General features: G+C 39.2%; 19 protein-coding genes. 10 read left to right on the forward strand and 9 right to left on the reverse strand.

Annotation, left to right across the window (positions count from 1 at the left end):
* Positions 1–214: 214 nt before the first annotated feature.
* Together NRE15_RS07305 and NRE15_RS07310 are read right to left on the reverse strand one after the other, a co-directional pair.
* Entirely contained in the window at positions 215–1756 is a 1542-nt protein-coding gene (locus NRE15_RS07305) for a muramidase family protein (RefSeq protein WP_313792232.1), read from the reverse strand.
* 238 nt (positions 1757–1994) lie between these two features.
* A complete protein-coding gene (locus NRE15_RS07310) occupies positions 1995–4595 on the reverse strand; it encodes a LysM peptidoglycan-binding domain-containing protein (protein ID WP_313792233.1) in 2601 nt (866 codons plus the stop codon).
* Positions 4596–4819: 224 nt separating this feature from the next.
* Between NRE15_RS07310 and NRE15_RS07315 the strand changes: the two genes are divergently transcribed.
* Complete coding sequence (locus tag NRE15_RS07315; RefSeq protein ID WP_313792234.1) at positions 4820–5740, forward strand: nuclease-related domain-containing protein; 921 nt, start codon at positions 4820–4822, stop codon at positions 5738–5740.
* A 364-nt stretch (positions 5741–6104) separates the two neighbouring features.
* Here the strand turns inward: NRE15_RS07315 and NRE15_RS07320 are convergent, their stop codons facing one another.
* Positions 6105–7214, reverse strand: a complete 1110-nt coding sequence (locus tag NRE15_RS07320; RefSeq protein WP_313792235.1) for a baeRF6 domain-containing protein — start codon at positions 7212–7214, stop codon at positions 6105–6107.
* A 257-nt stretch (positions 7215–7471) separates the two neighbouring features.
* On the opposite strand from NRE15_RS07320, the gene NRE15_RS07325 reads away from it, so the two are divergent.
* Positions 7472–8224, forward strand: a complete 753-nt coding sequence (locus tag NRE15_RS07325) for a hypothetical protein (protein ID WP_313792236.1) — start codon at positions 7472–7474, stop codon at positions 8222–8224.
* Positions 8225–8324: 100 nt separating this feature from the next.
* Here NRE15_RS07325 and NRE15_RS07330 read toward each other — a convergent pair whose 3' ends face one another.
* Together NRE15_RS07330 and NRE15_RS07335 are read right to left on the reverse strand one after the other, a co-directional pair.
* Positions 8325–9215 (reverse strand): UTP--glucose-1-phosphate uridylyltransferase, encoded by an 891-nt coding sequence (locus NRE15_RS07330; RefSeq protein ID WP_313792237.1) that lies wholly within the window; start codon positions 9213–9215, stop codon positions 8325–8327.
* 734 nt (positions 9216–9949) lie between these two features.
* Positions 9950–10981, reverse strand: a complete 1032-nt coding sequence (locus NRE15_RS07335) for a hypothetical protein (protein WP_313792238.1) — start codon at positions 10979–10981, stop codon at positions 9950–9952.
* A gap of 276 nt (positions 10982–11257) precedes the next feature.
* Between NRE15_RS07335 and NRE15_RS07340 the strand changes: the two genes are divergently transcribed.
* Positions 11258–11731 carry a GNAT family N-acetyltransferase gene (locus NRE15_RS07340; RefSeq protein ID WP_313792239.1) on the forward strand — a complete coding sequence of 158 codons (474 nt, stop codon included), beginning with the start codon at positions 11258–11260 and terminating at the stop codon, positions 11729–11731.
* Positions 11732–11825: 94 nt separating this feature from the next.
* Here NRE15_RS07340 and NRE15_RS07345 read toward each other — a convergent pair whose 3' ends face one another.
* On the reverse strand, positions 11826–12170 hold the full coding sequence (locus tag NRE15_RS07345) for a cyclophilin-like fold protein (protein ID WP_313792240.1): 345 nt from the start codon (positions 12168–12170) through the stop codon (positions 11826–11828).
* A gap of 246 nt (positions 12171–12416) precedes the next feature.
* On the reverse strand, positions 12417–13301 hold the full coding sequence (locus NRE15_RS07350) for a LysR family transcriptional regulator (protein ID WP_313792241.1): 885 nt from the start codon (positions 13299–13301) through the stop codon (positions 12417–12419).
* 136 nt (positions 13302–13437) lie between these two features.
* Here NRE15_RS07350 and NRE15_RS07355 point away from each other — a divergent pair, with 136 nt between their 5' ends.
* Positions 13438–13845: a DUF2000 domain-containing protein gene (locus NRE15_RS07355; protein WP_313792242.1), complete on the forward strand. Its 408-nt coding sequence runs from the start codon at positions 13438–13440 to the stop codon at positions 13843–13845.
* Positions 13846–13930: 85 nt separating this feature from the next.
* Here the strand turns inward: NRE15_RS07355 and NRE15_RS07360 are convergent, their stop codons facing one another.
* Positions 13931–14788, reverse strand: coding sequence for a MurR/RpiR family transcriptional regulator (locus NRE15_RS07360; protein WP_313792243.1), 858 nt, complete (start codon positions 14786–14788; stop codon positions 13931–13933).
* Between the two features lie 310 nt (positions 14789–15098).
* Between NRE15_RS07360 and NRE15_RS07365 the strand changes: the two genes are divergently transcribed.
* The 5 genes from NRE15_RS07365 to NRE15_RS07385 are packed head-to-tail and all read left to right on the forward strand — an operon-like array spanning position 15099 to position 19132.
* Positions 15099–15992: a phosphate/phosphite/phosphonate ABC transporter substrate-binding protein gene (locus tag NRE15_RS07365; RefSeq protein ID WP_313792244.1), complete on the forward strand. Its 894-nt coding sequence runs from the start codon at positions 15099–15101 to the stop codon at positions 15990–15992.
* Between the two features lie 14 nt (positions 15993–16006).
* Positions 16007–16798 (forward strand): phosphonate ABC transporter ATP-binding protein, encoded by a 792-nt coding sequence (phnC, locus tag NRE15_RS07370; protein ID WP_313792245.1) that lies wholly within the window; start codon positions 16007–16009, stop codon positions 16796–16798.
* A gap of 15 nt (positions 16799–16813) precedes the next feature.
* Positions 16814–17611 carry a phosphonate ABC transporter, permease protein PhnE gene (phnE, locus tag NRE15_RS07375; RefSeq protein ID WP_313792246.1) on the forward strand — a complete coding sequence of 266 codons (798 nt, stop codon included), beginning with the start codon at positions 16814–16816 and terminating at the stop codon, positions 17609–17611.
* A gap of 17 nt (positions 17612–17628) precedes the next feature.
* Positions 17629–18420 (forward strand): PhnE/PtxC family ABC transporter permease, encoded by a 792-nt coding sequence (locus tag NRE15_RS07380; protein ID WP_313792247.1) that lies wholly within the window; start codon positions 17629–17631, stop codon positions 18418–18420.
* The gene (locus tag NRE15_RS07385; protein ID WP_313792248.1) at positions 18407–19132 is read left to right on the forward strand and encodes a tyrosine-protein phosphatase; all 726 of its coding nucleotides are present in this window, start codon (positions 18407–18409) and stop codon (positions 19130–19132) included. Before NRE15_RS07380 ends, NRE15_RS07385 begins: the two co-directional genes overlap by 14 nt.
* 53 nt (positions 19133–19185) lie before the next feature.
* Here the strand turns inward: NRE15_RS07385 and spxB are convergent, their stop codons facing one another.
* A complete protein-coding gene (spxB, locus tag NRE15_RS07390) occupies positions 19186–20961 on the reverse strand; it encodes a pyruvate oxidase (RefSeq protein ID WP_313792249.1) in 1776 nt (591 codons plus the stop codon).
* Between the two features lie 796 nt (positions 20962–21757).
* On the opposite strand from spxB, the gene NRE15_RS07395 reads away from it, so the two are divergent.
* Complete coding sequence (locus NRE15_RS07395; protein ID WP_313792250.1) at positions 21758–22621, forward strand: aldo/keto reductase; 864 nt, start codon at positions 21758–21760, stop codon at positions 22619–22621.
* Positions 22622–22891: the final 270 nt, after the last annotated feature.

The raw sequence follows: 22891 nt of genomic DNA on the forward strand, positions 1-22891 counted from the left end.
TTGCACATAGTGCTAAATTTACACAAATTTTACAATTGAAACAAAGCGGTAACCAATTTTTGTTTGTGAAGTTTTTATCTAAGTGTAGTAAGTGGGATTGGTATTTCGCTTATACTCTAACTTACAAAAAGCTAGGTGTTAAAACCGTCTTCAAATAGCTAATTAAGGCATAAAAAAAGCACCGACCGAGGTCGATGCAGTGGTATTTATTTGGTTAACGCATACCGGTTGGGTCTGAGACAACCAGGGTGCCGTTGACAACCGTGGTGTTTTCAGGGAGAAGGTTCCATTCGCGGAGGTCTTCTTGGGTAACGTTGTATTGCTCGGCAATTTGCTCGAGGGTTTCACCTTGCACGGCTTCATGCAGCACAGGATCTGGATCAGAAACAAAGAGTCTTTGACCAACCGCTAGGACGCTTGATACTAAATCGTTCCATGTCATGATATTTGCCTCAGAGGTATGATTATCAACAGCGATGCGGTAAAGGTTATCGCCGGAAACGACAATATGGACGCGCGGTTCTAAGGCTGGGTTTAAGATAACGAGTTCTTGTCCAACCGTTAAAATGTCACTGTCCAATTCGTTCCAGATGCGTAGATTATGAACCGTTACATTATATTGGTTGGCAATACGCCATAGGTTTTCGCCTTCAGCAACCACATGAATTTGTGTTTCATCGTCTGTTGTATTTGTTTCTGTATCGTCTTCAGATGTTTGTGAATCTTGTGATTCTTCTGGTGTTGTTGGGGTTTCCACTGTTGTGTCATCCGTTGGAGGGGTTACAACTTCACCAGAACTTTCGCCGTAATATGCGATTTGATCGCCAATATTTAGGAAGGTTGTACTAAGTCCGTTCCAAGCCATTAATTCTGAAACTGTTACACCATACCGATTAGCCAGACTATAAAGCGTATCACCTGCTACAACCGTATGAACGTTATTTGGGCTTGTTGGGTCAGGGGTAACGACGTTTGAACCTGACAACACTAATTGATCACCCGGATAAATCATATCGCTGGCTAAATTATTCCATGCTCTTAATTGGGCAACTGTCACACCGTAGTTATTCGCGATTAAATATAAATATTCACCAGATTGGACAACGTGGACGCCACTTGGTGCGGGAGTTTCATCAACCGTTCCGTCACCTCCGTATAAGACTAATTGGTCGCCAACATCGATTAAAGTTGTAGATAAACCGTTCCATGACATTAATTGACTAACGGTCACGCCATAATTAGCCGCAATTCCATAAAGGGTTTGCCCTGCTTGGACCGTATGCACACCTGTTGCATCGGTTGGCGTGGTTGGTGTTGGGTTGACAGTTGCACCACTGTATAGAACCAATTGGTCGCCAACATCAATCATTGAACTGGTTAAGCCATTCCAAGCCATTAATTCGGATACAGTAATCCCATAACGTCCAGCAATATCGTATAATGTTTGACCTGCTTGAACGGTATGTACTCCTGTTGAATTGGTTGAATCACTACTACCTGTATTGCCAGTTGATGTACCATATAAGGCTAGGACATCGCCAACATCAATCATATCATTTGTTAAACCATTCCAAACGCGCAGTTCTTCAACCGTCACACCATATTGATTGGCGATAGAAAGTAAATATTCTCCCGCTTGCACTGTATGGGTTGCTGATTGAGCTGACGCATCAATCGGAGCTAAGCCAAGGAAGGCAGATGCTGCAATCGTTAATGCAGATGTTCCGATTAATTTTCTATAAGATTTATTTTTCATAGTTGCCACTCCTAATTTCCATTAGAATTTTATTTTCTGTATGACTATATTGTAGCATTTAACCTTATAGCACTCCATGATTAACCATTCAAAAACTAAAAATAACACGATGTGTATTAATATATCTTATTTATATTTATTGAGTAGTTGTGTACTAATTAGTTAATTGCTAACTGTTTCCTAAACTAGTAAAAAGAGACCAAGAAAGGCTTGATCTCTAAAACAGCAAAGGTTTATCTTAATTAGCAATAAAAGCATCATTTAGGCGATACCAATAGGTTGGCATTCCACGACTAGCTGTATATCCTTCAATGGCAGTAGTCGAAATTCCGTTATCGCTATAATTTGAATGAATAATTTGACTATTACTTACGGCAACACCTGTGTGTCCACCAGAACCAAGCGATTGACCTTTAATTCCTGAAACGAAAATATCGCCTGATTGAACATCCTCACGTGCAATTGGTATTAATAACGACCCTTCATACCCATAAAGGGTTTCAGTTGTTCCTAACCACGTGCCTTCACTTAAATAGCCTGCGGAAATCAATGCACTAAATACCGCACTTGAGCAGTCATAGCTATCAGGACCATTACGATAAGCCATCGAATAAGTTGTTTGTCCTTCACGTTCTTGGAACCATTGTACCACTTGCTGAGCGCGATCGCTTGCATCCGATAAATCAGGGTTGCTGGTTACAGGCGTGGTTGGGGTAGATGGATTAGTCGGGTTAGTTGGGTTAGTTGGGTTGCTTGAGTTAGTTGGGTTGCTTGGGTTAGTTGGGTTGCTTGGGTTTGTGCTGCTGGCATTTGGATTTGAAACAATTAATTGGCTATTTGAATAAAGCATATCATTTGATAATTGATTCCACTCACGCAATTGGTTGACTGTCACACCATATTGGGTAGCAATCGAATACAAGTATTCACCGCGTTTAACGGTATGTGTTTGATTGTTGGTAGCAGGTGTTTCCGTTGCTTGCGAGTTATTGTTTGTATTGTTTGTATTGTTACTAGTACCGTTTGGATTGGACACAATGATTGGACGGTTTGCGTAAATCAAAGAACCAGAAATATTATTCCATTCACGTAATTGATCCACCGATACATTATTACGGCGGGCAATAGCAAATAAGGTATCGCCACTTTGAACGGTATAGTTTTTAGTTGACGCAGAATTATTTATTGGTATTTCACTAGCAACATTATCGTCTTCGGCTGTCGCATTAGGATTTGAAATAATAAGATTGACGTTGGTGTAAATTGTATCACTGGTTAAATTATTCCATTGTTTCAAATCATTTATTGTAACGTTATTGCGACGCGCGATTGAATACAAAGTATCGCCACTATTGATCGTATAATTTTTCACTTCCGCTTGACGACGTCGATCGTTTGTTTGCGTTGTTGCAGCTGGATCAGAAACATATAAAGAATGATTAATGACAATTGTATTATCAGCTAAATTATTCCATTTTCTAAGGTTCTCAACGGTTGTATTGTTGCGTTGAGCTAATGACCACAAGGTGTCACCACGCATCACTTGATGTTTTGTTACCTCAGCTTGTGTTTGTTGGGCTGTGGTACGCTGTGCGGTTGGTGTCTGTTGGCTAGTTGTCGTTTCTGTTTGATTATTTTGTGTTGGCGTTGTCGTTACTGGTTTATCAGCTTCAGTTTGGGTTTCTTCTGGTTGAGTCGCTGGTTGTTCAGTTTCTTCCGGGGTCTCCAATTCTGGTTCTGTTTCAACGTCAGTTTCTTCAATACTTTCAACTGGAAGTTCAACTTCTGCGTCAGTTGGCTCCTCAATCGGTGCTTCTTCAATCGGTGCTTCTTCAGAAGCTTCCTCAGGCGTTTCCTCAATTGGTGCTTCCTCTACGATCTCTTCAGGCGTTTCCTCGATAACTTCCTCAACTGGTAGTTCTTCGGCAAAATCTTCAGTGATTTCCTCTGTCGGAACTTCCACTTCAACGACTTCTTCAGCAGGTATTTCTTCTAAAGGTGCTTCTTCCAATGGAGCTTCTTCTACTGGCGTTTCCTCTAAAGGTGCTTCTTCTAATGGAGCTTCTTCTACTGGCGTTTCCTCTAAAGGAGCTTCTTCTACTGGAAGTTCTGTCACGGGAGTTTCTTCTACAATTTCCTCAGTTAAAACTTCCTCAACTACATCTTCTGCTACCCATTCTTCAGAAATTTCTGTTTCGGCTGCTACCCATTCATTTTCAACAGGCGTTTCTTCAACCCATTCGCCTTCTTCTACTACATCTTCAAGAGGCGCTTCACCAACAAAAGACTCTTCAGCTAATACTTCAGTAGACTCTTCTACTACTTCGGTTGCGATAACTTCTTCTACCACTTCAGTGGCATCGACTTCTTCCAAAGGCGTTTCAACTACCTCTGCAGAAATTTCTGCTTCAATAACTTCCTCAACTACTGGAACTTCTGCCACTAGCTCTTCAACAACAGTTGCATCCGCAACCTCTTCAGCCGCTACTTCCTCAACAGCTGCTACATAAACCTCAGCAACGGGCTCCTCCACCCATTCTTCTACGACTTCTGTAACAGATTCGTAAACAGGCTCTTCATACACAGGCTCTTCATAAACAACTTCTTCTACAACTTCTTCATAAACTTCTGGCGTTGCACTTTCCTCAGGAACATCTTGCCATGAAACTTCTGGCGCTGGCGCATGCCACTGTGAATCATCACTAGAAGCATTATCATCAGAAGCCTCTTGTGCCATTATTGCTTGTCCAGAATGAGAAATTATTGAAAGAGAGGCAATTAACGACGTCGAAACCGCAATCCATTTCCCTTTCCGTTTACGCATAATCTTCTTTTCCAATTAATAACACTCCTCAAATTCTAATTCATTTTGATATGCTAATATTAACATTCTAATATTTCAACATTGCGACACCCTTTTTACAATCTAAGCCCCTTTGTGTTTCACCTCAAATAAATATCTCTGCCCCTCTCCCATTTTAGAATCTGAAATATTTATTAAGATTTCAAAAATAAAAATGGAATTGACGTTTTTTTACGTATATACCTATAAAGGAGGCATCTATGAATAAAACAAAACAACACAAAATTCTGGAGCATATGGCTGCGCGTGGCATGATTAAGGATCAGACGTTGGAACAAAAGTTAAATCGTCTAAAAAGTGGTTATGAAGGTGAAATCGCCTTTGTAAAGTGGTTTAATCAGTATAATCACAGTTACTGGAAATTAGAGGTCGATTATTGGTTTGATAAAGATGGCAGAAAGCAAATTGATGATATTCTGATGGCCACCCACCGTTGGATTGTTGTCGATGTGAAGAATTACTTTGGAAAATTTAATTACCTTAAGGGCGATTGCTTATTAAATGGCTTTACAATGGGGACGGATATCTTCGATGAGTTGGAAACTAAGACGAAAAAAGCCAGCCAAATAGCTGCTGAAGTTAGTCGCAACATCCAAGTAGATTCAGCAATGATATTTATTGGGGAACATTGTCAAGTTGATTTGGATTGTGTGCCGAAGGCACAAGTGGTGATGCGTAACGAGTTGTTCCAGTTTATTGATGGGCTCGAGTTCGCAGAACCGATGGCGGATTGGCTGCAGAAAAAAGTGGCGACGAAGCTGGACTTTTATCGTACGGATGAGAGACCGCCGGACATTGCTTTAGAGCCCAAGCAGTTTGAGGAGTTGAAGAAGGGGATTCGTTGTGGGAAGTGTAGTGGGTATAATATGACAGCTAATAAATTATGGATTACATGCATGGATTGCGGTAAAAAAGAATCTTACAAAGAGACCATTTGTCGGCATGCCATTGAGTTACGTTACCTATTTTATTATTATCCAGAAATGGGAACGACGAAGAATATCTATGAGTTAATGGGAGGCAAAATTTCAAAAAGATCAATCCGCAGATATTTAAGCATAGAATTCACCCCTTCTAATGGTGGGAATGGATGTTATTATGCTGTTAAGCTTAAACAATAATGCGAATTTTTTAAGTGGCCTGGGAGTACTTTGGCTGGCCACTTATCTGCTCATGTGGCCTAGGAACAATTTGCCTGACCACTTATCTGCTCATGTGGCCTAGGAACTATTTGCCTGGCCACTTATCTGCTCATGTGGCCTGGGAGTACTTTGCTTGGCCACTTATCAGCTCATGTGGCCTAGGAACAATTTGCCTGGCCACTTATCAGCTCATGTGGCCTAGGAACAATTTGCCTGGCCACTTATCAGCTCATGTGGCTTGGGAGTTGCTCCAGAAGCCACTTGCACCCCCTCCCCAATCCACTCCACCCCAAAAAACCAGCTGAGTCACATGACTCAGCTGGCTTATAAGCAATGATATTTATTAATAGCGTAAGACTGCTGCGATTTGTATGCCTTCAGGCATTTTGTCGGCGTCTAGCAAGTAGACTTTGCCTTTGGCGTGTAGGGTATTCCAAATCAAACGGCTAAGGTAGTCGTCTTTTGGACTTGGGACGTATTGACCTTCATCGTCAATGGTGCCCGTTACTTCTAACCCTTTTTGAATTAAAAGATAGTCGATCCGACCTTGTAAACTGGAGAAGGCCAGGTCGTTGTATTGGGACTCTAATTTAAATTGTGGAGTGGTTTCCTTGAAGCGCTCCATCAATTCGGAATGGCGAACTTCCGCAACATAATTAACTTGTTTAGCTGCGCGCTCTTGAATATCATTATCGGATAGTTGCACAGGTGACGCTTCGATTGGGTAGTCGCTGAGGTATTTATTTTTAGAAATGCGACGGAATTCGGCCACATTTTCAGTTAAAGCGAATAAGACCAATGGGTAGTGGGTATTTTTTGAATAGTTTTCGTAAATGTATTTATCCACAATCCGGAAATAATTTTCTAAATCAATTTCTTTTTCGGCACTTGCATCGGATTGTCCGTGGAAAACACTACCTTCAGCGTTCATTGAAGTTTGCGTATATTCTTCACCCAAAGCCGTCGCAACATCGACCGGCGCATCCGCATCACTAGACATATCTACTTCGGTTAAACGTTCTTGTTGTCCGACAAACAGACGCATTTTTTCACGACTCAAGACCAGTAAGTGATACGTCGCCACATATTGGAAATTCTCGATAACCGCTGACAGATTCGGTCTTTCAGACACCGTCACCCCATTGTCAATTGGGCGCGTTAGAAGATAATAGTAGGTTTCATCTGGCGTAATATATAAAACCAGATTGTTCCCGCCAATTTCTTGAAAATCAGCATCTTTTTGGAATTCTTTGGCTTGTTTAACCAATTTAGCAGTCAGTTCTGCTCCATAATTTTCATTGCCAATTTGTTCCGCTTTTTTAATCAGCTGATCCAATTTAATCCGGTTCTTATCCGAATTAATCGATGCCAGCTCGGTATCTAAACTGATCGTTAAATACACCTGATTTTCCTGAAATAGTTCATCTGTTGGAAATGTTAAAAGTTCTTTCATTCAATCACGTCCTTTTACTATTAGTACCTTTAATTGTAGAATAAGATACCCTTTAAGTAAAGCAAAACGCAATCAATTTGCCATTTAGTAATCGTTGCCAAAATTGATATTGCCCCTTTTCACCCCACCCATAAATATCCCTGCATCAATGCTACTATTTTCCACAAAAAAGAGATTGCTAAACCGCTTACTTGTATGGTATATTAATACTAGCGTCTATTAAAATTATTTATATACTAATTGATGGGAGGCAACGAATGCTATCTACGACTTCTCCGCTTTCAACACCACATCCTAACGCCACGACCTTCGTCTTCTCACCACACGAAAACTTCGACTTCCATACATTAAGCCAATACGCCTGCGTTCTGAACGAACTATCTTTCACCTCCATGCAAGTTATTTATTTAAAAAATATAAGCGGTCAGGATCACTATTATCGCAGTCTCATTCTGGATCAAGCCGGTCAATTATGGGTGTCGACCCGCTCAACCACCTGGTTGGCTGACCAAATGTTTAAACAAGTTGGTTATAGCTACAAACTATGGTCGCAATTTTTACAAAAAGTCGGTCAACAACCTCGCACCATTTTCCCCTTCGTCCACGGCAATTTGATCTACTACCGCCTACCCAATAAAGACGAACATCAACCCGATTGGATTAACGTCAGCCACTGCATCAAATTGATTTTATCCCAAGCAAGCACCACAAACCCCTTAAACTTCTACTACACTTGCTACCACCCACTTTACCAACGCATCCGCATCTCCATCATCCACAGCAAACCTACCATCTTAAAACAAATCGAAGATTCCTACCACCTGTCGAACCTTTGGTTTCAACACTACAACCACCTGCTTTCACGCATCCACCACCAACTCGACCTCACGCACCCCCAAACAGAGCACACCCATTTTTTCCATCATTATGACTTCGACCCCCAACATCATCCCCCTATTACCTCTCGTGACCTCACACATTTCACCCACTCCCTTTTTCCTTTTAAATAAATATCCCTCTGATTGCTATAGGAGTGGACGAAATGTGGTCAAAAAAAAAGCCAGTCTTGATCAGATGAATCAAGCTGGCTTTTTATATTAGAAGTGATATTTATTTAAGGTCTTGGCTTTTCTTAATAATTAAGTCGCGCAAGCCATCAGCAATTTCAGGGTGCTCCAAGCCGTATTCGAGGCTATATTGCAGGTAACCTAATTTGTTTCCCACATCATGGCGGTCGGCGTCAACAATGCGCGCATAAACGGTTTGGTATTGGCTGATTTTTTGCAAGGCATCCGTTAATTGAATTTTGTCGTCGATACCCGGTTCTTGGTTGGCTAACACATCAAAAATTTCCGGCGTTAAGACGTAGCGTCCAGCAATCGCATAGGAACTCAAAATATTTTCTTTGGTGGGTTTTTCAATAAAATTATTTACTTTGATTACATCATCGCCATGACCAAATTGCGGTAACAAGGTCCCTTTATCAACATTACCGTATTTACTTAGGTCTTTTTCAGGGGTTTCGATAACCGCAACATTCATTTGTTGGGTTTCATCATAGAGATCAATCAACTGTTTCGTTACAGGGATTTCAGCATCGATAATATTGTCACCCAACATAACCACGAAGGGTTCATTTGATACAAAAGCCTTGGCTTGATAAATCGCATCGCCTAAGCCTAAAGGATAAGACTGGCGGACAAAGAACAAATTAGGCATTGTGGTATCCTTAACTAATTCCAACAAATCCCATTTTTCTTTTTCTAATAAATTTGATTCCAGCTCGATGGCTGAGTCAAAGTGATCTTCAATTGATCGTTTGTGTTTACCGGTCACGATAATAATTTCTTCAATCCCTGAAGCCATCGCTTCCTCAACGATAAATTGAATAATTGGTTTATCAACTATCGGTAGTAGTTCTTTAGGGCTAGCTTTGGTAGCTGGTAAAAAACCTGTCCCATATCCAGCAGCGGGGATAATTGCTTTACGGACTTTTGACATTCAATCCACTCCATTCTTTCATAATTATAGCAAGTAATTACTTGAAAGACTATGTAATTCTTGAAAATTATGGTTAATCGTGGAATTGGCGTGTAAGTGGGAAGTGAAATACCTTCCGTCATTATCCACTTGCGTGTGCGCTCACATATTCGAGCCGTTCTTGTGTGCGTGAACGTAAGTGGGAAATGAATCACCTAGGCACTTACCCACCGCAAGACAAATTAGATTGAATTTGTCTTGCGCTTGGATAACGAGAGACAAATTGTGTCGAAATTGTCGTGCGCTGGTGCAGCGCGGGCCATCCCAACTTTTCGAAGGCACGCGCTCTCATCCCGCGTGCCTTCCCAACAAAATGATGTCCCGCGCTCCAGGAACGCGTGCCTTCCCAACAAAATGAAGTCTCGCGCTTTAATCCCGCGTGCCTTCCCAGCAATAATAAGCGGGAAATGTGTGACCATTTAATAATCTATCAATTTGGCTATTTGGTTATGAAATTAAGTATTTGGTGACTGATTAGCTTTATTTAACGTCTTTTTACTTCCCGCTAAAACGCATTTGCCGGAACTCATTTCTGAGCGACATCCGGCAAACCAACTTGCCGGAACACATCAGAAATCCACGTCCGGCAAATTAGAAAATATGATGAAAATTATCATTATAAACTTGTCTCTCTCTTACGGCTACAAGCCCAAAAAAGCTAGACACCCATAGGCATCTAGCTAATATCTAACCTATTAAACCGCATTGTTATGTGTTTCAACAGCTGTTTTCGTTCCAGCATAGCCTGCAAAAGCTGTAATGAACATGGCTAGGAGTAAACCAATAAAAATATACAATGAATATTTAGACGTTTCATTGGATACATCTTCTGCAACAACGGCTGCCTCATCCACTGCTTGTTGCGCTTGAACTTGTAAGTCAGCAATCGCTGTTTGAGCTTCTTCCATGACTTGCGTCGCTTGTTCTGTCGCATCTGCATAAGCTTGTTGGATATTTTCCACAGCCGCTTGAGCTTCCGCTTCAGTTAAGTCGGTATTAGCAGCTACGGCTTCAGTCAAAGCCTCTTCATCTAATTCTTGCCCAATTTCATCAATCCGGCCTTGGATATTACTAACCACTTCATCAATGGCTTGTTGTGGATCTTGTCCTTCAACAACCACTGCGTAACCCGCATTCGTAATATCATCCACCGTGGCTTGCATTTGATTTTCTAAGTAATCAGGTTGCAACTGTTCAATATCTGTCTCTTCTAAAACGTCAGTTACCGATTGTTGTAATTCGTCGGTATCCACATTGACTTGATTCGCAATGGCATCAAAGGCATCTTGCGATAATGAAGCAACGGTATCAACGGTAACCCCAACCGTATCACCAACCACTTGACCTGTGAACCCTAAGACATTGCCTAAAGCACCAAACGCCATACTTAAAGCAGAAGTCATTAACCAAAACATCACTACGATACTGACGGCCCATGTTAAGAAACCATGAATGAAACCGGCACGATTGGCTGTTAAACCAGCAATATAGCCAGCTGCCGCTAACGAAATGATTAAAGCAACTATTAGCCAAATAATTAAGCCCGTACCTACCCCATCTAACGGATTGCTAGAGGTAAAGTCCGGCACACCAAAACCAATCGCTGTCCCAATGAGTGAAAACAAAATGCTTAAGGCCACAAACGTCACAACCCCCGCAAAAATGGAGCGCCATGAAATATTGTTCCCCGCTTTTTCATTCATTCCATCTAAGATATATTTTCTCATCCTGTCTCTCTCCTTCATCTTTTGTATAAAACAAATAAATATCTCTGCTTTTACACCAATATTTATTTTAGATTTTATCTGCTTTACAATATTAAATAATATTATTTTTATACCATTAAGTCAATAAATAAACATTGTTAAAACAAAGTTTGTTTGTTATCAATTTAGGTTTATTAAAGTTATATTTTTGATATTTATTGTATGTATATTTATTAAATAAATCGTTATATCGCTTATGGTACAATGGAAGTAATCAAGTAGAAGGAGGAATGTTGCATGATACAATTTAAAACCGTCACCCGGGATAATTTCAAGGCTATTATTCATTTGAAAGTTGCGCCGGAGCAAGAAGAATTTGTCGCAACCAATTTGTTTAGTCTAGCCCAATCGTATGTCGCGCTTTTAAATGACCCCGTTCCACCTATGAGTTTCGGTATTTACGAAGAGGATACCTTGGTCGGTTTTATCATGATGGTTTATACAGCTGCAGAAGACAACGAATTCGCTGATGAAGCCATTTATAGCATTGATCGCTTTATGATGGGTGAAGCTTTTCAAAACAAAGGGTTAGGAAGAAAAGCCTTCGCAGAAGCTTTGAACTATCTGAAAACTTTGCCCCATGGACCTGCCACAGCCATTTATACATCCTATGAACCAGATAATCATGTAGCCAAGAACTTGTATGCTCAATTTGGTTTTATCGAGTTTGCGGAAGATGCAGGGGAAAGCGTCGCAAGACTTGAATTATAAACACTGGGTGTTAGGAAAGAAGATTAGAACACTATTTTTATTCCTTTAAAATCCAGACTATAAATAAAAGCGAAAACTTCCATTACACCTGGATTTATTCTAAAGTAAAAGGGATTTCAACCGCTTGATTGTGGTTGAGTAACGAAATTAATTGATCCACTTCGCTAATTTGTCCAATCGGTGTATAGGCGTAACTAGTAGAAAAGCTGTCATAGAAAATAACTAAAGTGTTTGAACCGAATAGCATTACATCTCCGGCATTAATTTGACCAACGGATTGAGGTTGAATCGGATACGACTGGTCGAGACTGGCATATTTTTCATTACGATGTAAATCATCCATGGTCAGCGTAAGTGGTAGATTTGCTAATAAAGTTTGCGAAGCTGGGTTTTCAATTAGGTTTAATGTAAAGGTTACCCCTTCAATGGTCATTTGCATGGTGTTAGATTCCTCCCTCTCTATTTGTGCTATTTCTCTTGGCTGTATTGGTATAACAGGATCTCCATTGGTCAATGGGCAGCTCATTATAGTAGTTAAAACAGTATACAATAACACTATTTTTTGGATAAGCATGTCATTTTTCACCCCCATTTAATTGTAAAGGGTAGCGGAGACGATTAAAAATGGTTATTTTGCATGGTTTATCATAGACAATGACAATCGTTTAGTCGAAGATGTACGTATCTATTTTAGTTGTTGTTTAATCAGATCATTTAAGAGCCTAATCGTTGGTGTGTCTGCTTTATTTTGATGATAACCAAAGGAAGCATGCATGTGATTGTCTTGAATAGCCGTTTCCAGTTCAATCAACTTTCCTTGTAGTAGTTCAGCTTCAACTGTAAAGCGTGGTAGGTAAGCCACCCCAAGATTACTCATGACACTTTGCTTAATCGTTTCAATGCTCCACAATTCTGAGGGCGTTTCTAAATGAATGTCTTGGTTGTGGAGATATTTATTAAAAATTTTAAGGTAAAAAGCATCACGGTCGTTTTGAATGTGGCAGACGGATTTCGTTTGGTGAGCGGTCACAAAATCGCGTTGGTCTACAGCCAACTCCGGAGATGCCACTAAAACCAAAGGAAACGTGCCAATAGGATGGGTTTGAATGCGATTGGGGTAATTGCGGACATCGTAATGAAACGCCGCATCAATTTGCCCATTGACCATTTCATCAAAAATGGCGTAACAATTCATCACCCGAATACTGAGTTTAACATGCGGCGCTTGGGCTTTGAACGCTTTAAAAATAGGCTGAAGTTTATAGGTTAACAGCGTTTCAGGCACCGCAAGAGTTAAACTACCCTTTAGCCCACTATCTTGGGTTTGAAAATTAATCAACGCTTCCGACGCCTCAATGACTTGGTTGATTAAAGGCAAAACCTCTTGCCCCTCTGGCGTCAACACCATCTGCTGCTTTTCTTTTTCAAATAACTTAATCGCCAGCTCCTTTTCAAGTTGCTTAATTTGAAAGGTAATGGTTGACTGCGCGTAATTCAGGGCTTGAGCCGCTTTTTGGTAATTGCCGGTTTCAATGATTTTCTTGACAGTATAAAGATATTTAAGTTCCATGGTTCCTCCTTGGATTCAATAATTTTGAATCGGTCTATCGATTAATTCAATTTCACTAAACAGACTATTTGTGGGATAATTTTACCATAAAACCCAAAATAAATATCGTTGCTTGACAATTTAGGAGGAATTATTGATGAAATTTGATACAAAATTAGCCATTGTTTTAAGAGATGATTTGGAAAGTTGGCAAGAATTAAATGTGACCGCATTTTTAATGAGCGGGATTGCGGGAACACAGCCCGTTGTGGGTCAGCCTTATGTAGATAAAAGTGGGGTTGAGTATTTGCCCATGTCACGTCAACCGATTATGATTCATACGGCAGATAAAGAAAGCTTGAAGGCTTTGTTGACTAAAGCTTTGACGAAGGATGTGGTTTTGACGATTTTTACGGAAGAAATCTTTAAAACGTATAATGATGAAGATAACCGTGCTTCGATTGCTGAATTTGAAACTGACGAGTTGAATTTGGTGGGGATTGGTATGCGTGGCAAGAAGAATCATGTGGATAAGATGTTGAAGGGGTTTGCGTTGCATGGGTAGGGATGATTATCTGAGAGTGTTAGAGTGAACAAAATGCTAGTTGTTATTGCCGAAAGGTTATAACAACTAGCACTTTTTTAACAGTCTATTTCTCTCTATCTTCACTTTCAAAATTAGTCGCTTTAAATAATGGGTGATGACTTAATGAATGTTTCTCGTAGTATGTATCGATATAAATATACATGCTATCTAATATGATTTTGAACATGACCTCAGTTGATACATATTTCGCCCCGAAATGTTGCAAGGTAGAAATAGGAACTATCGCATAATCGGATTGATTATAAACAGGATTATTATAACTAGCTGTTAATGAAACGACCGTTGCTCCAGCAGATTTAGCATAGTTTATCATTTCCAAGCAAGGTTCTGACGTTCCCGTCTGGGATATTGCTAAGACAACAGCTCCCTTCGTCAAAGTCTTACCTGTTAAATGCGTCTCAAAGGTATCATCTACATAATAAACATTTCGCGTAATGGTCCTCATCTTGAGATAAAAATTGTAGCCTAAACTCCCTGAAAATACTGCTCCAACGATCACGACATAATCAGCTTCAAGTAAGACTTTCGCAACTTTATCAATTTCGTCATAATTTAATTCAGTAATATTACTTTCTAAACTTTTTAAAACATTTATTTCATACGATTTAAGAATATTGGATAAGGATAAATCATCTGTCACCATTTCATCAAAGGTTGTTGTATTTTTATTACGTGGGGCAGCAGCGCAGGCAATGATAAAGTTCTTATAACCATCGTAACCTAATTTCTGAGTAAAGCGTGTAATTGAAGATTGTGACACTTCAATTTTTTCAGATAATTCCGTTATTTTCATATCAATAATCGCTTCATAGTTCTGAATAATATAATTGGCGATTTTCTTTTCCGTTTTCTTCAGATAAGGTAAATAAGACATTATCAAATTTAAGGGGGATGAATTCATTGGGGTTCTCCTCTTTTTTGTCGAAAAACAAATGCTATTTTAAGATGGATTTTAGCATATTTTATCCATACAAACAAAAATAATTCAAAAATTTATTCAAAAATTCATTTTTCGCTTTTTAGAAACACTGTTTTATCAAGGTTTATATCCTTTACATGGAATTTACATTCTTTTTACATAAAATTTATGGATATTTTATCCAATTAGATTTATTATATTGCCTGAAGGAGGACGCAGGATTTAAACACGCCGATGACTATACGCCCATTAAAAAAACTTAAAAACAAACCTAATGAGAGGGATTTTATAAATGAAAAAAATTATCGCATCATTCTTGGCTACTTTTACTTTAGCTACGGCACCCACTGCACAAATCGCCGCACAAGATCACGCTGATTGGCCAGAAGAAATTACGATTGTTCAAGTTCCTGATGAAAGTAATCCAAATACACCAAGTTTACACACACAATTCCGTGAACATTTAGCGGAAGAATTAGGCATTAAAGTTAATGAAGTGACTTCTGGAACAAGTTATGCTGTAGGGATTGAAGCATTAGCTTCTGGTCAAATTGATATTTTATTAGTTTCTCCTCAAAGTTACGCTCAGTCTTCAGAAAAAGCCAATGCTGAATTATTCGCAACTAACTCAAGTGATAGTGATTATTATACGGTATTTATTACTCAAAGCGATAATGATGAAATTAACTCTCTTGAAGATTTAGAAGGCAAAAGTTTTGCGTTCGTAGATGCTGCTTCTTCTTCAGGTTATGTCTATCCTAAAGCAACGTTGTTAATGGAATTAGGATTAGAAAATGAACGGATCGAACAATCAGGTTACTTTTTTGAAAATGTTGTCTTTTCGGGTGGTCACGATAATTCGGTAGTAGGCGTTTCGATGGGAGATTATGATGCCGCTGCAGTTGCTGCTCAAATCATCGCTGGTCTTACCGAAGCAGGTGTCATCGAAGAAGATTCCATCAAAGTCATTGGTCGTTCTGTAGATATTCCAAATCCATCTTTTGTTATCCGTGGTGATTTACCGGAAGATTTTAAACAAGCTGTACAAGATGCATTCCTTTCTTTTGACAATGGAGAATACTTTGAAGCTTTATACGGTGATGCTGAAACACGTTTTGTAGCCATTGACGAAACATACTATGCTCCAACTTTAGAAATTCTAGATTTAGTCAATGAAGGAAACTAAGCGGAGGAAGGCTATTGAATAATTCATTACTCGATATTCGTCACCTTACCATGTCCTATGATGGTAAGGTGAATGTTTTAAAAGATATTAACTTAACGTTTAATAAAAATGAATTTGTCGTTGTCATTGGGCCTTCGGGTGCTGGTAAATCAACTTTTATTCGTTTCATCAATTTGTTGGTTAAGCCTACTGGCGGAGAAATTATTTTTGATGGTGACGACTTACTGCAAGCAAATACCAATCAACTAAAGGCTGCACGTTCCAACATCGGTATGATCTTTCAAGATTATAATTTAATTGAACGCTCCAACGTCTTAAAAAACGTTTTAAACGGCCAACTCGGGAAGATATCAGCCTTTGATTCCATATTCGGTCGTTTCACTGAAGAAGATAAACAAAGAGCCGTTAATTTATTAGAAGAAGTCGGATTAGGTGAACACATATATAAACGAGCGGACGAACTTTCAGGTGGTCAAATGCAACGGGTAGGGATTTGTCGAGCTTTAATGCAATCACCTAAATTACTTTTAGCAGATGAACCCATCGCATCATTAGATCCAGCTACTTCACGGTTGATAATGGAATATTTATTTAATTTGTCTAACCAATATGGTGTGACATCCATCGTCAATCTTCATCAAGTAGCGATTGCCAAAGAGTTCGCTACACGGATTATCGGTATTAAAAAAGGTGAGGTTGTCTTTGACGATCATCCTGATTATTTGACTGATGATATTACTGAAGAGATTTATGGCGATAAAATCAATGAGTCTGTTTTTGGAACGTTTGCTAGTCAAATGGCTTAGGAGGTGAATCGTTTAATGAACCAAATTCAAGCCCAAACGCAAACAATGAAGAGCAAGAATTCGACGAAAGTTTTCGTCTTTATTGGCATTCTTCTCTTCCTAGTCATAAGCGGGATGGTCTATTTAGATATTTCTTTGATTGATTTAGTCACGGTTATTCCTGATTTTTTGGTGTTTTTCTTTACACGTTTCTTCCCGCCGAATTTCTCAGAGTTCTTTTTAATTTTACCTGATTTAATTGACACCATCTTATACGCCTATGTAGCTACTATCATTTCATCTATTGTTGCTTTAATATTTGGCATATTAATGTCTAAACGCTTAAATCCGATTCAACCTATTCGACTTATCGTTCGAGGTATTGTCTCATTCCTAAGAAATGTCCCGGTTATTATTTGGGCGTCTACCCTCGTATATATATTCGGTATTGGATCATTAGTTGCGATTATCGCTTTAGTCATTAACACCATTGGTTTTCTTAGTAAATCTTATGCAGATTCCATTGACGATATTCCGCAAGGTAAACTCGAACCGATGATTGCTAACGGTGCATCTAAATCACAAATTATCTATCATGCTATCGTTCCGATGTTCTTACCCGATTGGATTAATTGGACCCTCTTTGCCTTTGAAATCAATGTCAGAGCTTCATCCATACTAGGTTTGGTGGGTGCTGGGGGTATAGGTATTCTAATTCAGACACGGATTAACTTATTTAAATATCAAGAAGCCATGGCCATGGTTATCTATATCATTATTCTCGTCTTAATTACAGAATATGCAACTAACAAACTAAGAACGAAACTCAAATAAGGGAAAAAGGAGCTATCATGAAAAAAATACCTTTATCGAAAAATGGCAACAAATTTAAACTGTTTTTATGGAGCTTTCTAATAATTGGTTCTTTCTTTATCAGTTTGTATTTTCTAGATCTAGATTTTAATCGCTTTTTTTCACGTCTTGAGAATACCCCTAAAGTAATAGCTAGGATGATGGGCTTTAATTTCAACCTATTAGTTGACTTAATGAAAGGTTTCGCAACCACCTTTTTTCTAGTTGTTATTGGTGTATTTGTTTCGGTCTTGATTTCATTTGTATTAGCCTTTCTAGCTGCCGATAATATTGCGCCTTCAAAGATTTTGAGCGGTTTGATAAAAGGAATTGTTGCTATCATTCGATCGATTCCTTCATTAATCTTAACGATTATTGTTATTGCATCTATCGGATTCGGAAATACCAGTGGTTTGATTTCTATTATTATCGCTGGCGTCAGCTTTTTAACCAAAACGTTTAGTTCAGTTATTGAAAGCTCCGGAAATAACGTTATTGAAGCAATCCGTTCAACAGGATCTTCTTGGTTTGGTATCGTTATACACGGTTTGTTACCCACTGTTTTTTCGGGTTTTATCTCATGGACGACCTTAGAAATTGAACAAGCTGTTAATTTATCGATTTCCATGGGTACCATTGGTATCGCTGGAATTGGCTTGCTGCTTTCGAATGCACAACGAACGTATCAATACAAAGACATTACGACGATTGTCGTGTTTATATTTATTTTGATGTATTTACTTGAACTAATCACAACAACAATAAGGGAGAAATTAAATGATAACAACTAATTATGTACGTTTACCTTTGCAAGCCGTCAATAACTGCCGTGAAATGGGTGGCTATGCGACAGCAGATGGAAAGGTGACGCGTTGGCATAATTTCTTGCGATCAAGTCAGTTGTCCAATAGTACTGCAGATGATATTCAATTCCTCATAGACTATGGTTTGAAAACAATTATCGACTTACGCACAACAGAAGAAATTAACAAACAACCTAATCCATTTAGCGATGATGATAATGTCGCTTATTATCATCAAAATTTCATGCAGAAAGAATCCATTAAAGATATAAATTCAATGCCTCAATTGGCTAATGAAGAATTTGCCTTAGGTAAAATGTATACCTATTTACTTAGTCATCATGAGGCTGTTAAGTCCATCATGGATATTGTTTTAAATCATAAAGAAGGCACCTTACTATTCCATTGTAGTGCAGGCAAAGACCGGACAGGTGTCGTTGCGTTATTAATCTTAGGTATTGCTGGGGTTAGTTTACAAGATATCGTTACTAACTATGAAGTTACTTACACCAATATTATGTCAGACTTTAAACATCTAGATACAAAGTACACGATGAATATGATTCAATCGCATCCACAAAACATTATCATGGCTTATGAATATATTTTAAATAAATATCTTTCCTTTGAAGCATATTTTGTGGCATTAGGTTATTCAGCGGATGAAATTCAGCAATTCAAAGCGATGATCGTGGAATAAAGAGTAAAAACGCGTTAGGGTATTTTCATTTACCCTAACGCGTTTTGCAAGTCCTATTCCACCTTCGACCCCAACCCCTCAGCCTCTAAAAACAATCTAAACGGCACTAAATCTTCCGCTTCATACCGCTCCTGGTAAGCTTGAATCTCTTCCTCACTATAAAACTTAGGATCTAATTTCAACGTTTCAACTGGAATCGGCCGTTCCTTGGTAATCCGACAATTCACCACCACCGTACGACCCTTTTTATTATCTGCCACAGCTTGCTTTATCACACCATCAATATCTTCAATACGATCAACAGTATAACCCACCGCACCTTGCGCTTCCGCAACCATAGCGTAATCGACATCCATAAAGTCCGTCCCAAATAACGTTTCATTCGTATCCTCGTATTTATTTTTGATAAAAGCATACTCAGTATTTGAAAAGACAATATTAATGACGGGTAAATTGTATTGCACGTTCGTCGCAACATCTGGATAGCTCATATTAAAGGCGCCATCGCCAATCAAATTCCAAACTTGGCGGTCTGGATATGTCCGTTTAGCGGCAATTCCCCCTGGCAAAGCAATGCCCATCGTTGCAAACAAGGGCGACGTCCGCCACATATTTTTAGGTGTCATATGTAAATGCCGCACTGATGTTTGTGTTGAATTCCCCACATCAATCGAATAAATCGCATCCTCATCTGCATGGTTATTGATTGCATGGTAGACTTGGTAAAATTGCAAAGGACCGGATTCCTTTTGCTCCAATTTATTCATAAACTCCCGCCAATTTTTAACATTCGCCAGATTCGCACGCCACCAACCATCTGCCTCACGCGCATCCACTTTTTCAATTAAACGCGTCAATACCTGACCCGCATCGCCCAAAATGGCAACATCGGCTTTGTGGCGTTTGCCTAACATTGCTGGATCGATGTCCACTTGAATAAAATGCTTAACATTTTTAAAGGTCCCTTGCACTTCTGCAAAGGGAAAGTTCGAGCCTATAAATAAGACGGTATCCGTCTCAAGGATTGCTTCATTCGCTGGCTTCCAGCCTACGCGATAGGTTGAACCTAATAACGCTTCGTAATCCCACTCAAAAGTTTCAAAGTTTTTGCCCGTTGTAATAACTGGCGCTTTTATTTTTTGTGACAAAGCGACCACTTTATCGCCATGCCCCATCGTTCCAATGCCGGCATAAATAACACTGCGACGCGACTGGTTAAGTAATGCAACCGCGGCATCAATATCTGCTTCATTTGCATCCGCTAAGCGCAACTGGCGACGACTTGATCCTGAAGAATACACAGCATCAGCAGCTATTTCTTCAAAACCAAAATCTGAAGGGACTTCTAAAACGGCTACCCCACGATCAGCAATTGCATGGCGGGCTGCTTCATCAACTAATTTAGGCAATTGCTCTGGATAGGCTACCCGTTTGTTATAAACGGCAATGTTTTCATACATTGGATTTTGATTTAATTCTTGGAAGGCATCTAAATTTAATTCAGTTTCAGGACGTGCACCTAAAATGGCTACTACTGGAATACGATCCATCGAAGCATCATATAACCCGTTAATCAAATGCGTCGCACCTGGTCCACCTGATCCAATACAAACGGCTAAACTTCCTCCGAATTTTCCTTGCATCGAGGCAGCTAATGCACCCGTTTCTTCATGTCGCACCTGAATAAATTGAATGTTATCTTGTTTAGCATCGAGTGCATCCATTAAAGAACTGAGTGTTCCTGATGGAATACCGTAAATGGTATCAACCCCCCACCCAATCAAAACATCCAAGGCTGCTTCACTGATTTTCACTTTTCTTTCAGTCACCTAGTCACCTTTATCCTTTCTGTCAATTTAACAACATCGTCATCATATAGGTTAACACGTTGTCGACTCAATATAAAACCATTCGCCTTATTCTAAAGCCACAAAAAAAGGAAGGACATTTCGTCCTTCCCTAATAAAACTAGTAGTGTGATTCTATTTTTGGAAATTATTAGGATAAACGGGTCTTCAAGCCGTTTTCCTATTCTTATAAGCATTGGCTTTTTTCGTTTTTTCGAATCACACTACTCTTGCGCACTCTTCTATATCGTTGGGTTATAATTTTTCGATTATAACGCTTCCCTCTATATCAGCGTTATTCTAACGATAATCATTAATCTGCTTGGTTTTCGCAGAATCCGTTTATGATTATTCTGATATCAACGATAGGAGCCTTTTGCGCTTAGCAACAAACTTCTTTTGTTGCTATCGAACCTAAGAGGTTCTGTGTAAAGAGTGAAACGCTAATCTTTACTACAGTGCATCTCTCTCTTTACTAACTACAGTATACTAGTTAACCGCTTACATGTCAACCCCAAAGCGCCTTTTTTTTACAAACTTTTTGCTAACTTTTTTATACGAATTCCTTAAGAAAACCCTTTTTCCTTCTAATAAATATCACTGTTACCTTGCTTGCAATAACGATTAATTTTCTGCTCAAATGGTTTTTCTGCATGCATTTTATAGCTATTTGGAATAATACTTATGCGAAATAACCATTAAGATTTGAAGCAATGATATTTATTGTTGGTGGTGTGTAGTTTATAATTAAAGTAAATACTGAAAGGGGAAATTTATTATGGTATTTACAGAAACGGTCACGTTAGCAAATGGTGTCGTGATGCCTATGCTTGGTTTTGGTACTTGGATGATCGACGACGACGCGGTGGTGCAACCTGTCAAAGACGCTATCGAACTGGGCTATCGTCATATTGATACGGCGGCTGCTTATCACAATGAAGTGGGTGTAGGCAAAGCCGTTAAAGCATCCGGTGTGCCTAGAGAAGAATTATTTATTACGACTAAATTAGCCGCTGAAAAGAAGGACTATGAAAGTGCTAAAGTGGCGATTGATAAAGCCTTAGTTCGTTTGGATATGGATTACATTGATTTAATGATCATTCACAGTCCACAACCTTGGGCCGATTTTAGAGGTGACGACCATTATTTCGAAGGGAATTTAGAGGCGTGGCGAGCTTTAGAAGAAGCTTTAGAAGCTGGTAAATTGCGGGCGATTGGTGTTTCTAATTTTGAGGAAGTTGATTTAGATAACTTATTAAAGAACGCTAAGGTTAAACCAATGGTTAACCAAATCCTAGCGCATATTTCCAATGTTCCTAATGAGTTAGTCGCTTTTTCACAAGAAAATAACATCGTTGTTGAAGCCTACTCCCCAATTGCCCATGGTGCGATTTTACATCATCCAACCGTCCAAGAGACGGCTGCTAAATATGATGTTTCGCCTGCCCAATTAAGTATCCGTTATGTTATCCAATTAGGTATGGTTGCTTTACCAAAATCTACCAACAAAGATCACATTAAAGATAATGCAGAATTAGACTTCACGATTTCTGATGCTGATATGGAAACCTTAAACCAAATTCCAATGATTGAGGATTATGGCGAAGATCGCGATATGCCTGTGTTTAGTTCACAATTTTAAGTATTAATTGAAAAAGAGTGCTCCTAGCACTCTTTTTTGTTGTGAATTTTCATGTTGAGTGGGTGGAATCGGGGTAATGCTTATCGCGAGAGGAATCTCAGCCTTTTTAAGCTGTGGAGTGGTGATGGAAGGTTATCTCCCGTTCATGTTGAAATGCTGACAGTTAATAGTAGCTAGGATTTTCCTTCATGCTTACAATTTCCTATATTTTTACTCAGTTGCCGGTCGTCAGTTCTTGATGTCGTCCGGCAAAAGGCGGTTGGTGGACGT

Source organism: Fundicoccus culcitae (genome assembly GCF_024661895.1).
Taxonomy (GTDB): Bacteria; Bacillota; Bacilli; order Lactobacillales; family Aerococcaceae; genus Fundicoccus_A; species Fundicoccus_A culcitae.

Coding starts and splice junctions, on each gene's coding strand:
- NRE15_RS07320 (WP_313792235.1), bottom strand. CDS start 7,214: ATGAAAGAACTTTTAACATTTCCAACAGATGAACTATTTCAGGAAAAT.
- NRE15_RS07335 (WP_313792238.1), bottom strand. CDS start 10,981: ATGAGAAAATATATCTTAGATGGAATGAATGAAAAAGCGGGGAACAAT.
- NRE15_RS07360 (WP_313792243.1), bottom strand. CDS start 14,788: ATGAATTCATCCCCCTTAAATTTGATAATGTCTTATTTACCTTATCTG.
- NRE15_RS07345 (WP_313792240.1), bottom strand. CDS start 12,170: ATGCAAATGACCATTGAAGGGGTAACCTTTACATTAAACCTAATTGAA.
- NRE15_RS07325 (WP_313792236.1), top strand. CDS start 7,472: ATGCTATCTACGACTTCTCCGCTTTCAACACCACATCCTAACGCCACG.
- NRE15_RS07395 (WP_313792250.1), top strand. CDS start 21,758: ATGGTATTTACAGAAACGGTCACGTTAGCAAATGGTGTCGTGATGCCT.
- NRE15_RS07340 (WP_313792239.1), top strand. CDS start 11,258: ATGATACAATTTAAAACCGTCACCCGGGATAATTTCAAGGCTATTATT.
- NRE15_RS07365 (WP_313792244.1), top strand. CDS start 15,099: ATGAAAAAAATTATCGCATCATTCTTGGCTACTTTTACTTTAGCTACG.
- NRE15_RS07350 (WP_313792241.1), bottom strand. CDS start 13,301: ATGGAACTTAAATATCTTTATACTGTCAAGAAAATCATTGAAACCGGC.
- NRE15_RS07315 (WP_313792234.1), top strand. CDS start 4,820: ATGAATAAAACAAAACAACACAAAATTCTGGAGCATATGGCTGCGCGT.
- NRE15_RS07305 (WP_313792232.1), bottom strand. CDS start 1,756: ATGAAAAATAAATCTTATAGAAAATTAATCGGAACATCTGCATTAACG.
- NRE15_RS07330 (WP_313792237.1), bottom strand. CDS start 9,215: ATGTCAAAAGTCCGTAAAGCAATTATCCCCGCTGCTGGATATGGGACA.
- NRE15_RS07355 (WP_313792242.1), top strand. CDS start 13,438: ATGAAATTTGATACAAAATTAGCCATTGTTTTAAGAGATGATTTGGAA.
- NRE15_RS07380 (WP_313792247.1), top strand. CDS start 17,629: ATGAAAAAAATACCTTTATCGAAAAATGGCAACAAATTTAAACTGTTT.
- NRE15_RS07385 (WP_313792248.1), top strand. CDS start 18,407: ATGATAACAACTAATTATGTACGTTTACCTTTGCAAGCCGTCAATAAC.
- phnE (WP_313792246.1), top strand. CDS start 16,814: ATGAACCAAATTCAAGCCCAAACGCAAACAATGAAGAGCAAGAATTCG.